The sequence below is a fragment of the Bacteroides faecalis genome, from assembly GCF_003865075.1.
Lineage (GTDB): Bacteria > Bacteroidota > Bacteroidia > Bacteroidales > Bacteroidaceae > Bacteroides > Bacteroides faecalis.
Map to the genome: position 1 here is coordinate 335,788 of NZ_BHWB01000003.1, position 14,205 is coordinate 349,992.

At 36.6% G+C, this 14,205-nt stretch carries 8 protein-coding genes and 1 pseudogene; 6 read left to right on the plus strand and 3 right to left on the minus strand.

Going from position 1 to position 14,205, the window contains the following annotated elements:
* The first annotated feature begins 2 nt into the window (after positions 1–2).
* From EJF25_RS06895 to EJF25_RS06925, 6 genes and pseudogenes are all read left to right on the plus strand, one after another.
* Positions 3–1,052: a glycosyltransferase family 2 protein gene (locus tag EJF25_RS06895; protein WP_125040629.1), complete on the plus strand. Its 1,050-nt coding sequence runs from the start codon at positions 3–5 to the stop codon at positions 1,050–1,052.
* A gap of 9 nt (positions 1,053–1,061) precedes the next feature.
* Positions 1,062–2,216, plus strand: coding sequence for a glycosyltransferase family 4 protein (locus EJF25_RS06900; protein WP_160119385.1), 1,155 nt, complete (start codon positions 1,062–1,064; stop codon positions 2,214–2,216).
* Between the two features lie 3 nt (positions 2,217–2,219).
* On the plus strand, positions 2,220–3,071 hold the full coding sequence (locus tag EJF25_RS06905; protein ID WP_125040631.1) for a glycosyltransferase family 2 protein: 852 nt from the start codon (positions 2,220–2,222) through the stop codon (positions 3,069–3,071).
* Positions 3,072–3,125: 54 nt separating this feature from the next.
* Positions 3,126–4,341 (plus strand): annotated as a pseudogene (locus EJF25_RS06910) (glycosyltransferase family 2 protein).
* Between the two features lie 118 nt (positions 4,342–4,459).
* On the plus strand, positions 4,460–7,141 hold the full coding sequence (locus tag EJF25_RS06915; protein WP_125040632.1) for a hybrid sensor histidine kinase/response regulator: 2,682 nt from the start codon (positions 4,460–4,462) through the stop codon (positions 7,139–7,141).
* 119 nt (positions 7,142–7,260) lie between these two features.
* Complete coding sequence (locus EJF25_RS06925; RefSeq protein WP_235016757.1) at positions 7,261–8,556, plus strand: endonuclease/exonuclease/phosphatase family protein; 1,296 nt, start codon at positions 7,261–7,263, stop codon at positions 8,554–8,556.
* Positions 8,557–9,559: 1,003 nt separating this feature from the next.
* On the opposite strand, the gene EJF25_RS06930 is transcribed toward EJF25_RS06925, so the two are convergent.
* The 3 genes from EJF25_RS06930 to EJF25_RS06940 form a co-directional block, all read right to left on the minus strand.
* Positions 9,560–9,739, minus strand: a complete 180-nt coding sequence (locus EJF25_RS06930) for a hypothetical protein (protein ID WP_125040633.1) — start codon at positions 9,737–9,739, stop codon at positions 9,560–9,562.
* 183 nt (positions 9,740–9,922) lie between these two features.
* On the minus strand, positions 9,923–10,411 hold the full coding sequence (locus tag EJF25_RS06935; protein WP_125040634.1) for a hypothetical protein: 489 nt from the start codon (positions 10,409–10,411) through the stop codon (positions 9,923–9,925).
* A 415-nt stretch (positions 10,412–10,826) separates the two neighbouring features.
* Positions 10,827–14,195 (minus strand): TonB-dependent receptor, encoded by a 3,369-nt coding sequence (locus tag EJF25_RS06940; protein ID WP_125040635.1) that lies wholly within the window; start codon positions 14,193–14,195, stop codon positions 10,827–10,829.
* Positions 14,196–14,205: the final 10 nt, after the last annotated feature.

The following is a 14,205-nucleotide window of genomic DNA, read 5'->3' on the forward strand; positions in this document are numbered from 1 at the left end:
GTATGAAGTATTTTGTAACGATTGCCATCCCGCTATACAACGCCGGTAAATATATTAATGAAACAATGGAGTCTGCCCTGAACCAGACTTTTCAGGAGATAGAATTCCTTATCATTAATGACCGAGGAACGGACGACTCCGTAAAAATGATCCGGCAGTTACAGGAAAATCATTTACGGGGAAAAGATATACGTATTGTATCGCATGACCACAATTTGGGAGTAGCTGCCGCCAGAAACACAGCTATTAACAAAGCACAAGGAGACTATCTTTTCTTTCTGGATAGCGATGATCTTATCACGCCTGATTGTATTGAAATACTCTATAAGACTGCCACCAAGGAAAAGGCGGAATTAACCTATGCATCTTATCGGGAAGAATGGGAAAACAAGAAAAAATGCGGAACGGATTTTATATTATCAGACATGAGGTTCGACGGTGAAGACCAATTAGCCCAATTTGCCAATCAGAACTTATATCGTACACTACGCTCCTTTACGTGGAATGTACTGTATGACTTATCCTTCCTTCGTAGTACGCACGTTAAGTTCCAGTCGGTCACTATTTGGGAAGATCTGCTTTTCTACTATGATCTTATCCCTTTAGTGAAGAAAGCTGTTCTGATAAAAGATATTACTTACATATATATCAAACGGGAAGGCTCTCTCTCAAATTATCAGCCCCGTACAGAGATTCCACGAGAAGAAATCAGAGAACATATACAGATCAGAGAGTATTGCAAAGAGAGATGTAAGCAATTGACTGGTAAACCATATTTTGACAATCTGGTAACAAAAACGATGAAGCTTTGTGTAGATACTGCCGCCGTTGCCATAGAAAAACGTAAGATGTTTGTTCCCCGACTGGAGACTTCGGAGATCAAAAAATTATTGAAACATCCTCTGAGTTACTCTGATATCCGTAAACTCAAAAATTATCGAACGTTTAATACACTAACATATATCTTAAATTTACTGCCGGGTTGGATGATTACTTTTTTACTGGCAACTTATATTCGTACACTAAAGACGTATAGAAAACATAAAAATTAAATGCATATTATGAGAATCGTATACATATTTCAATCATTGGCAAAAACGGCAGGTACAGAGCGTATCCTAACGGACAAGATGAATTATTTCGCAGAACACACTTCGAACGAAATTACTCTTATCACTTGTGAACAGGGAGATCATCCCCACCCTTTTCCTCTTTCACCCAAAGTGAAACATATCGATTTAAACGTACGTTTTTTCACTTTGTCCCGCTATGGTCGAATCAAGCACAGATTCATAGAGCTCATTATGAAGCACGAATATAAGAAGCGGCTGAAAAAATGCTTAAAACAAATTCAACCGAATGTTATATGCTGCACTACTTATGCTTTATTTGAAATAAGCGCTGTGATCCGTTTAGCTAATGGAGCAGTTAGTGTTGTTGAAGCTCACACAGCCAAAGAATCTAACGAGAAACAACAAAATTTTCCTCCTAATAGTATTCGCAGATTTATTGCAAAGTTGTATGATAACCATGTCTATAGAACGATCAGTAAATGTCAGGTGTTGGTTGCTCTTACATCCGGAGATGCAGAGAATTGGAAGAACGTAAAACAAGCAGTAGTCATCCCCAATATGCTGGGGCATTACCCCATAGAACTCAAGCCATATCCTAAGACAAACAGAGTGATTACTGTAGGGAGACTCACCAAACAAAAGGGGTATGATCTCTTGATTGATGCTTGGAAAATTGTACATGAGCATCACCCGGAGTGGCATCTGGATATTTATGGAACAGGAGAAGATAAAGAAAAACTGACTCACCAAGTCTCACAACACAACCTCAATGAGGTGATTCACTTTCATGCTCCTACGCTACAGATTTTTGATAAATATATGGAGAGTGACTTTTATGTTATGAGTTCCCGCTGGGAAGGTTTCAGTCTTGTATTGATTGAAGCGATGTCATGCGGTCTGCCCTGCGTTTCGTTTAATTGCCCACATGGACCGGAAGACATTATCAAAAATGAGGAGGATGGTTTGATCGTGGAGAACGGAAACATAGAGCTATTTGCCGAGAAGATCAATTATATGATAGTACAGAAAAATGTTCGTAAAGAAATGGGACGTAAGGCAAGAGAAAATATAAAACGTTATCTACCTGAAAACATTATGCCCCAATGGCAACAATTATTCGAATCACTAACCAACAATAAGTAATGTATGACTAAGTGGTATGAGCCTTATATGGAGGTATATGAAAAGCCGTTTGCGGACGCTCCGAAAAGCGTGATTGATAAGGTGCGCGGGAATCTGCAAAAGTTACAAAGCGAATCTCCATTTGTTACTATATCTATAATAGGATATAATGAAGAAAAGCATCTGTTGGCCTGTCTCTGGTCATTAAGTGAAATGAAATGTAAGTATCCAGTAGAAATTATTGGAGTAGATAATGATTCAAAAGATCGTACAACTGAGGTGTTTGAAACGTGTGGCATACCTTATTATACGGAACTTCAACATAGCTGTGGCTTTGCCCGTTCTTGTGGTCTTAATCATGCACGTGGAAAATATCATATAAACATTGATTCAGATACTATGTATCCACCTCATTATGTAGAGACTATGATTGACGTACTTGAACAACCCGGAGTTGTTGCAGTAAGTGCATTGTGGAGTTATGTTCCCGACAAATCTCACTCTAAATTGGGATTAGCTTCTTATGAAACTGCTCGTGACATGTATTTATGGTTACAATCTTTCAAGCGTCCGGAGCTAAGTGTACGAGGATTGGTTTTTGCTTATCGTACAGACTACGCTCGAGAAGTGGGTATCCGTACGGATATCAAACGTGGTGAGGATGGGTATCTGGCACTGCAACTGAAAGCATATGGAAAAATCGTTTTTGTACGTAACAGGAAAGCTCGTGCTATTACCGGATATGGAACAGTCGGTGTAGATGGTACATTACTCAATAGTTTCCGGGTACGCGTTATCAAAGCGATAAAGGGGATGACCGGATTGTTTACTAAAAAGTTGGAATATAAGGACGAAGAATCTAATCTGATAAAATAGTAATTGAAAAGCGGATTAAATAATAAGACACATGATATTAAATTATATATGACTATGAATAATACCTTTACCCTCTGTCTCGAAATCCTTTTTTGGTTTGCCCTGTTCATCGTATTCTACACTTATCTGGGCTACGGTATTCTGCTCTACGCTCTTGTTAAACTGAAAGAACTTTTCGTAAAACCAGTGAAACGATCGCTTCCGACATCGGACAGTGATCTGCCGAAGGTAACTCTTTTCATCACAGCTTTCAACGAAGAAGATGTAGTTGACAAAAAAAATGATGAACAGCCTCGCATTGGATTATCCTTCGGATAAACTTCACATCGTTTGGGTGACGGATGGTAGCAATGATGGAACCAACGACCGCCTGCAAACCCAATGGGACGGAAAGGTTACTGTTTACTTTCAACCCAAACGACAAGGTAAGACTGCTGCCATGACACGTGGAATGACGTTTATTAAAACTCCCATTGTTGTCTTCACTGATGCTAATACAATGATAAATAGTGAAGCAATCCGGGAAATAGTGCTCGCTTTTCAAAATCCCAAAGTTGGCTGCGTGGCAGGAGAAAAACGCATTGCTGTACAAAGCAAAGATGGAGCTGCTGCGGGTGGAGAAGGTATTTACTGGAAATATGAATCGAGTTTAAAAGCACTTGACGCACGACTTTATTCTACTGTTGGAGCTGCCGGAGAGTTGTTTGCAGTACGTCGTGAGCTTTTTGAGCCAATGGCACCGGATACCTTGTTGGATGACTTTATCCTTTCCCTCCGTATTACGATGAAAGGATATATTATTGCTTATTGCACCAATGCCTACGCCATCGAAAGCAGTTCTGCGGATATGCGTGAAGAAGAAAAAAGAAAGATACGTATCGCTGCCGGTGGATTGCAATCCATCGCTCGTTTGCGTCCTTTGCTAAATCCCTTCCGTTATGGGGTTCTTAGCTTTCAATACACCTCACACCGGGTATTAAGGTGGTCTGTTACTCCATTTTTATTGTTTGCATTATTTCCACTAAATATAGTACTTCTGTTTTCTAGTAGCGCACCTGTATTCTATGGGATTCTGCTCATTTTACAGATTCTGTTCTATGTAATGGGATACTGGGGGTATTATTTATCTACCAAACAAATAAAAAATAAGTTGCTTTTTATCCCCTACTACTTCCTTTTCATGAACGTTAATGTACTAAAAGGCATCGGTTATCTGAAGCAAAAAAAGGCAAATGGAACATGGGAAAAGGCAAAACGAGCAGAGTCTTAACTAAATGGATCAGAAAATACAACTTATTGATTGATAATTCTATAGATTGTACAAACAATTGACCAATTCTTTTGTTATCTTTGCCGGAAGAAAAACTCCTATAATCTAATTAAAGGGCATGAACAGGACATTACATGATGCAAACAATGCACAAAGGATATTGAAACTTACTGCTGATACGATGTTACTGATTGATCGGGGCGGTGTTTGCATAGATATCAATACTCATAGCGAGTTGTGGTTTTTACAAGAAGAGAAATTACTTGGCAAAAATATATTTGAATTACTCCCCGAATATACAAGAGAGAAGGTGTTTCCTATTTTCCAAACTGTATTGAATGAAAAACGAAGTATCACTAAGAATTTCAAATTGGAATTGTCAAATGATACGTATTATTTCAAATGTATCATGTATCCTTACGATGACATGGTACTGTGTCAATATCGCGATATCACGCAACGTAGCAATGTAAAACGCCTGCTGGAACAAGTGAACAGGAATCTACGCGAAATACAGAAGGTAGCACAGATTGGACAGTGGACGTACAACACCCGAGAAAATAGATTCCATTATATGGGGCATACCGGCATTTTATGTACCGAAGATGTGAAAAGCATTTCATTCAACGACTATATACAATCCATCGTTGAAGAGGACCGTTATATCTTTAATGACTGGTGCAAAAGAAATATAGAAAACTTTGATCAGGAAAGTATTAGCTACCGCATTCTTCATAATAATGAAATATACTATGTGCAACTTCAAGCATATGCGCACGAACAACTTTCTGATGGTAGCTTTAACATCGAAGGGTATATCCAGAATATTACCGATACTCAACGTCGCAGAAATGATATCAATACCTTAACACACGCTATCAATAATGCCAAGGAGAGTATCTTCGCCACTAAAGAAGATGGTACGCTCATCTTTGCCAACCGCCAATTTATGCAGAATCATGGAATTTCCGAAAATGAGGATATCAGTAAGCTGAAAATTTATGAAGTGGTAGCCGACATAAATACACAGAAGGAGTGGCGCGAACGATGTAGGAGTATTATGACTTCAGGAAGCAATTATATCATCCAAAATCCTTCCAAGAATAATAAGGATATTTTAGCGTACGAGGGTATTATGTATAATGTTACCAATGATTCAGGAGAGGAAAGTTACTGGTCGTTCAGCCATGATATTTCTGAAAGATTACGTTATGAAGCGCAAATCAAACGATTGAATCAAATCATGGACACGACGATCAACAATCTTCCCGCAGGTATCGTCGTGAAGGATATTAACAATGATTTTCGTTATATCTATCGAAACCGAGAATCATATAACCGAGATATTTGTAATGGAGATTCTATCGGTAAAAATGACTTTGACTACTATCCGCTAGAAGTAGCTGAAGAGAAAAGAAAAGGAGATATTGAAGTTGCCACTACCGGAAAGAAACTTCATTGGACAACTGAGGGAAAAGATAAGAATGGAAATTTACTGATCCTTGACAAACGAAAAATGCGTGTGGACGGTGATGAGATGACTTCTTCAATTATCATCAGCATAGAATGGGATATCACAGCTATGGAACTGATGAAACGGGAATTACAAGCCTCTAAAGAAAAAGCAGAATTATCTGATAATTTAAAGTCTGCCTTTCTTGCTAATATGAGCCATGAAATCCGTACTCCGCTAAATGCTATTGTCGGATTTTCACATTTAATCGCTGAAAGTGAAGATCGGGCAGAACGAAAATCGTATTATGAAATTGTTGAAGCCAATAATGAACGTTTGTTGCAATTGATCAATGAGATACTCGATCTCTCAAAGATTGAATCTGGCATTGTAGAATTTACTTATAGTCCTACAAATCTCCACAAACTTTGTAAAGAGGTGCACGACGCTCATGTATTCCGTACTCCTCCGGGGGTTGGTCTGATTTATGAACCTTCAAACGAGAAGTTGATGATAACGACAGACAAGAACCGGGTGTTTCAGGTATTCTCAAATCTGATTGGAAATGCTTTCAAATTCACGAAAGAAGGAAATATCAGTTATGGATTTGAACAGAAGAATGATTATATTATCTTTCACGTTACAGATACCGGAGCGGGTATTGAATCAAGTAAAGTAGGACGCGTATTCGAACGCTTCGCTAAACTGAATAATTATGCTCAGGGTACTGGATTGGGATTGTCAATCTGTAAAACAATTATTGAAAGACTTGGAGGAGAAATTTCAGTTACATCTGAAGTAGGTAAAGGTACTACTTTTACTTTTCATCTACCTTATGAAGCGAAGCAACTCTCGGCAGAATCATCGACGTTACCAAACGGAACAGCTTCATTGTCCGATGAGTCTCAACAATCCGATAGCAATAATCCTGTTGTAAACTCTGAATTGTCTACCTTTGCTACACCCGAAATAGAAAAGACTTTTTCTAAGCCTACCATATTAATAGCTGAAGATACGGACAGTAATTATGATTTGTTGAACGCTATCTTAGGTAAGCAATATAAGCTTGTACGCGCACATGATGGCATAGAAATAGTCACCATGTACGATGAAGTAAAACCGGATCTCATTTTAATGGATATAAAGATGCCTAATCTGGACGGATTCGAGGCTACAAAAATCATTCGCGAATTATCGTCTGATGTACCCATTATCGCTCAAAGTGCTTACGCGTATGGCCATGATCTGAAAACGGCTAAAGAAGCGGGATGTAATGACTTTATTGCTAAACCGATCTCACAGGTCAAGTTAAAGGAAATAATAAAGCAATGGCTACCGCAAACTTAAAAGATCAGAAACAACCGGATAGGAAAAATGTAGATAGCCAAAGAACCAAGTAGGGCAGTAACTTGACAGCAATAAGCATATACAATAAATTGAATAAAAAAATAGAGATCAAAGGAAGTATGAAGGCTTTGTACAGATTATTTTATTATATATCGATTTTACTAACAGGAATTCTCGCAATCTTTACATTAGCCGGAATTTTTGTTGAGGATACTCCACCAGATAACTCAATGTTATTGCCTTTCATCGGGTTAATATTACCTATGCTTTTGCTTATGAATCTAGTTGTGACCATCTATTGGGTTATTCGTTGGAGATGTTGGGTATTTATCCCAATCATTGCTATTGTTGGTAATTGGACATTTCTAAGTCGTGTATTGCAGTTCCCTCTCTTTGATTCGGCTGCTAAGCCCATAACAAGTGTGATTATCGAGAAGAGAAATCAAACAGGTAATAGTAAGGAAATTGAAATTGGGAATGATCAAAAAATTCAAATAGTATCCGAACAAGAAACTCAAATGGAAGCTAATCAAGATACTTTAGTGGAAACTAATTCTAATATTTCGCTAGTATCTGATCAAAAAGTAGATTCAGTAGCTATTGCGATAACTGGAAATTCTTCTTCTTCTGCTGCTGCTTTCTTAACGGTAGCAACTTACAACGTTGATAGCTTCAATCAAGAACATACAGGGTACTCCTGTAAACAAATAGCCGAGTGCATGAAGAATCTAGGAGTGGATATCTTCTGTTTTCAGGAATTTGGTATCAATAAAGAGTTTGGAGTAGATAGCCTTTATGTATCACTTTCAGAATGGCCTTATCATTATATCCCTTCTTCTCCTGAAGGAGAAAATCTTCTTCAGCTCGCTTTGTTCAGCCGTTATCCTATCCAGGATCAACAGCTTATCACCTACCCTGAGTCTAACAACTGTAGCCTTTGGTGTGACATCGACTTCAACGGACGTACAGTCCGTCTATTCAACAATCACTTGCAAACCACCGATGTTAGCAGTAATAAACGTAAACTGGAAAAAGAACTTAAAGCTGATGACTCTGCAAAAGTTGAACTTGCAGCTATCACCCTTGCTAACAGTCTGTACAATAACTTCAAGAAACGTGCCACCCAAGCTAATCAAATCAATCAACTGATTAAAGTTTCCCCCCATCCTACTCTTGTCTGCGGTGACTTCAACTCTCTACCTTCCTCTTATATTTATCGTACGGTAAAAGGAAATCTGAATGATGGTTTCCAGACCTGCGGACATGGGTATATGTACACTTTCCGCTATTTTAAACATTTGCTAAGAATCGACTATATTTTTCATTCTCAGGAATTTGAAGGAATGGATTATTTTTCTCCGGATATTAATTACAGTGATCATAATCCGGTGGTGATGAGGATGAAACTTAATTAGCAGAAACCTCTTTTAATACTGATTCTATCAGATTCAAACTTTTAATCTGTGGGAATTGCGCTAATTTATTTTTCTTATCTTAATAAGATCGAATCAACTTTTTTATAATGCAACTGTAATTTTAAAAGATAATAAACTAAAAGTAAATTAGCTAATTACCTTTCTGATTATCTAATCTTAAAAAGGAATATTCTGCAAATGTTCCATTTAGGATAATTGTTACTGAGTAAAGTATAGTTTCATATAGTTTTTGCTCAGCATTTTTGCATAATGTCCCCCTCGGGTATACAACTAAAATTTAGTTTTTTCTCATACTCTTTTATCGCTTCATACTTTTTTACCTCAAAATTATCATATTAAGATATATATATCCTGAGAAGGTTATCTAATATTCTTTTTTTTGACTATACCAACAGTTCTTTTCTTCTTTTCAACTTTGTTTATTATATAGGCCGAATTAACTGTATGTATTATTCTGAAAAAGATCCAAAATATTTCTGCCTTCTTGTTCCTTTCTTTGACTTTGGCTAGGAAGTATTTTTTGGTATTCCTAAATTTCACTCCAGCTTGGTTACTCTCTCCCAACTGGGTACCGAACACCCTATTTCACGAAGCTTTTCATCTTTATAAGCTTGTCCACCTTATACGCCATAGTATAAGATGACTTTTACTGTAAAACGTATGACAGGATCCTCTTTAAGAGATCAATTCGAATTTAAATCATTATGAGTCCCATATACAATATAATCAGGATTAATTTTTTCAGTCCAAATTATATCTTGTCCCACAATTTCCACATCTGCAATTTCTTTTACAGCAGGATTAATCATAAGGAAAAGCTCCTCCTTCTGTTCCGGTTCCACTTAATGCCATATTTACCTTTATAGTCATACTTATGGGAGTTTCTGTACTACCTCCAATAACAACATTTAATAAATTCACAAAGTGCCTTTGGAAAATCCGCTGTTGCTGCAGACAATGCACTAAAAATCCCCTTTGATATTTATAAAAAAATATAACTATTAATTCCTAATTTATTTGTACCTTGCTCTTTATCAATTGTATTTTTGGTAATAAAATCCCTCCCAATCCCAGCAAGTACACCAGTTCCTACAGTTTTTCCAATCCAAATTAACGGTGTAAAGAAATTCGGTTCAGAAGCCCTCCCAATAACTCCATTCAATTGACCAACTGCATTTCCTCCGAATTCTATTCTTTAAATATTATAATAATTTAAACTACAACTTAATTGAATTTGATCATACGGAATCTGAGTCAAACTTGGATCGTATGCCATTTCATACTGCATCATACACCAGCTATTCGAAGCTAAAGGCAAAGACCCATCATGCGGAGCAGACTGCATCTAAACATATTGAGTACTCCTTTTGTCAGCATCAGCAACTTCTTGCCTCAATAAGTTCAGTAACCTAGTACCATGATTAGAAATAAGAGAAATTCCATCTTGAATATAAGACGAAGTTGTTAAAAATGAAGTTGTTAAATAAAGATAGACACGCATAATCCCCCTGTACTTACTATAAAGTATAAAATATGGATTTATTAAAAGAGTAGTAACACTGCTATTAAACGTATTATATAATAATTCCCAACCATCAAATGCTCGTCTATCATTAATAACATCAAGTCCATACATTCCAGCCAAACTGCTCTGACCAACCCATGGAGAAGGTATCCGAGACTGTATAGATGGCGTTGGGATCCAATCCGCATTCTCCCAATCAAAAGAAGGAGTTGGTATAGCATGCGTTTGCACCTCTGTTGCATTATTCAACTCATCAATCTTATAATCATCACTACAACTTTCAATTGAAAAACTAATAAAAAGACTCAAAACGACCAATAATACTGATCATAAAGACTTAATAACTAATATTTTCATAATGTTCTAAATTTAAAAGTTAATACTCTGAATAAAATACTGACATCATTCATAAATAACAATTTAGATAAGTAATCAATTTTCCATAGGCTATTGTATTTTTCTTAAATAAAATACAAAAAAAGTAAGTAAACAAAATTACAAAGCTATTTTCTTACATGAGTACGATAAAAAATCATAGCTACATTACAATATATGGTACATAAAGATTGATAATTATGTTAATTTTTCACATAAAAAAGCATAGTGTTATATCCAAATGTTCATATATAAAACTTGCCCAAATATACATTAAAACTTTGTATACTTGGGCAAGAGATAATTCTAAGAGGAGATCAACCAATAGTCTTTTTCTTAGAATACCTTATTAGTTAAAAATATAACGCACACTAAATTGTACTGAATAAGTGGAATTGAAACTTTGATAGGTACGATAAGTATCTTTCATAATATCTTGCCCATTCTTATTCATTGTATATTTACCCGTTTTAGTGTCATAACCCAACAATGATGAATTATTAACTTGCTTATATAAACCCCAACTATTATTTAATAAGTTAGGAAGGTTCTTTATATCAACACCTACTTGCAAAATATTCTTCTTTCCATTAACTTTTAGGAAAAAATCCTGATTCAACTTGAAATCAACCTGATGATGCCAAGGCATAATAGCACCTCCTCTTTCTGCATATTTTCCTTTCCGGTTCTTTAAATAACTATCTTGATTAATATAATTCCAGAAGTCATCTTTCTGATCTTTCGCTGAATATGTCACATTACCCGATTTATCTGTAACATCAGCAAAATTCCATTGATCTAAGTCGCCACGTGAAGCTGGGATATATAATAAGTTATTCGCACCATAATCACCTACAACATTTCCAGAGAAAGTGTATGAGTAACGGCTATATGAATAGGTTCCCGCAAATCCCATCTGCATTCCTTCATACAACAATGAGACACTTGTTGCGAAATTCTTTCCATACTCTTTACGATAACCAATAGTCGCCAGTATACGGTCAGGAGCTACATATGTTCCATATCCCAATTCGTGCTCATTAATACCATTCACAGAATAAGTGTTTGTCTTATAAGCAGATGTTACTTGGTCTCCGATGCCATCACCATATGAACGTGCTTTTGAGTGAGTATAAGCAAATGACAAGTTAAGACCAAAGCCAAAGTTCTTACGCAATTGTGCAGAAATTGAATAATAATATGCACCTTTTTTCCAATTCTCCAACAAATAAACATTCTGATACTGATTCGTCCAAGTCTTATCTCCATACATCGTATATACATTACGCACATCATTAGGTGAGATTGTTTTAGTATCTTCTGATGGCTTATAACCACGATTAGAAACTACTACTGGATTATAATCACGACTGTATATTCCTTCTACTGTAAAATTAACGTCACCTGGCAATTTCATATCGAAAGCCAACGAAGTCTTCCAAGTAGAAGGCATCTTTAAGTCTTTATCAATAATTGTAGGATCCTTAGGAGCTACGATATTATTAGGAGTAAAATTTCCATTATATAAATCCTGCAAGATATCTTTTACATTAGCATGAAAATTTGGTTGTCTAGTCACTTGTGAAGTAGCTTCATTATAATAGTACGAAGTCTGTCCTACACCTGAATTTCCTACTGCTGAAACTAACCAAACGAAAGGTAATCGTCCAACAAATAAGCCCGTACCACCACGTAACACATATTTGCGTTCACCAGTTATATCCCAATTAAAACCTACACGAGGAGATACTGACAGTTTAGTCCCAGGCAATTGATCAGTTGAATATTGTGTATCACCAAAATTTAGTTTTGCAAAATCTTCATTATAATTACCTTTCAACGAAGGATAAATAGGTAACTCAAAACGGACTCCACCAGTTACCTTCAAGTTTTCTGATACAGCAACTTCATCCTGTAAATAAAGAGAATATTGTTGGAATTTCATCTCAGCCATAAATTGAGACAGATCATCAGCATTTGAATGGGTAATACCAAAAGCTGAAGGTTTACGACCTTCAACGAAGGATTCCCATGAATCAAACACATAAAATCCACCGCCCGCTTGCATATATCCATTGGTAGCTTTTGTATGTTCATACTGAAGACCGACCATGAATTTATTTATTCCTAAGTTCCAGTTAAATTCATCTGTAATTGTATATACGGAAGTCTTACGAAGGTTCCCTTCTGTAAATACATCCATACCAAAATTAGCATAAGTTGCTCCATCTTTCAAAATATCCACAGTTGGAAATGCCATTCCATCAAAACTACGTGGCTCATTCTGATAAGAATACGCAAAACGTAACATATTATTCATAGCACCTTCTGCAATACGGGAATTCCATTCGCCTGCTAAAGAAGTAAAATCACGTACTTGATAATAATTAGAATTCTCAAATCCCATTGCATATTTTGAAGAACGTCCGGCATCCCTTCCTCCCTGTATTCCTTGCGATCCCGGATATATTTTAGAAGCATCTAGCGGATTCGTTGATGACGAAGGGAAATTAGAATCTTTAGTATGAGTCTTAGAAAAACGAAGACTTATTTTATTATTTTGATTGGCATTCCAATCCAAACGGGTCATAATACGGTAGGCAGGAGTATTAACCGAATAGTTATTGTAACGACCAGGATCATAGCCATATTTATCTTTCAGATAATTTCTGATATCGTTTAATCCAACCCATGTGTTTTTTGTTCCATCGGGATTTGTCTGAATAATCGTATTTTCTACAGGACGATGAATATTTCCTGTATAATTCTGATCTAAAGACGTACGTGGCTGAAAACTAGAACCTGCTGACACATTATCTTCATACTCACCATTTACAAAGAAAAACAATTTATCTTTGATGATCGGACCACCAATACTAGCACCATATGTATAATATTGCGATTTTGAACGATTCAGTTCATATCCATCAACTTTATTTCCTTTTAATTTCTCATTATTGAAATACATATAGGCTGTTCCACTAAACTGATTGTTTCCCGAACGAGTTACTGCACTGATGGCACCTCCCGTAAAACCGCTCTGACGAACATCAAATGGAGTAACAGATACAGCAACCTGTTCCAATGCATCTAAAGATATAGGAGCACCATTTGCAGGAAGGTTTCCACCCAAACCAAAAGTATTATTAAAGGCAGCACCATCTACAGTCACAAACGACTGACGGTAATTACCACCGCCTACTGCAAATCCATTACCAACATCAGCACCTTGCGGAGAAAGACGCATAATATCACTAATGCTACGAGATATTGTAGGAGTGGCAGTTATTATTTCGCGATTCGCATTCATGATTGCACCTGCACGGTCGCTCTTCATATTACTATTTCTTGTAGCAGTAACTACTATTTCATCCAATAACTCTGAACTTTCCTTCAAAGATACATTCAGTACATAATTTTCTCCCAAAGATAGATTAATTCCCTTATAAATAGCAGTCTGATAACCTACATAAGAAATTTCAACTTTATAGGGTCCTCCCGTACGCATACCTTGAAGATTAAATTGTCCGCTGACATTGGTCACAGTGCCGTAACGTGTTCCAGAAGACTCATGGATAGCAGTAATTGTTGCTCCAATAATCGGTTCATCTTGTGCTGTCACTTTACCGCTCATGCTAGCAGTTGTAACCTGCGCACTCATCGTAGCAGTAATTAGCAATATTACTACCACTAGAAAAGATCGCATTCTTTTTAACATAATGTAATTG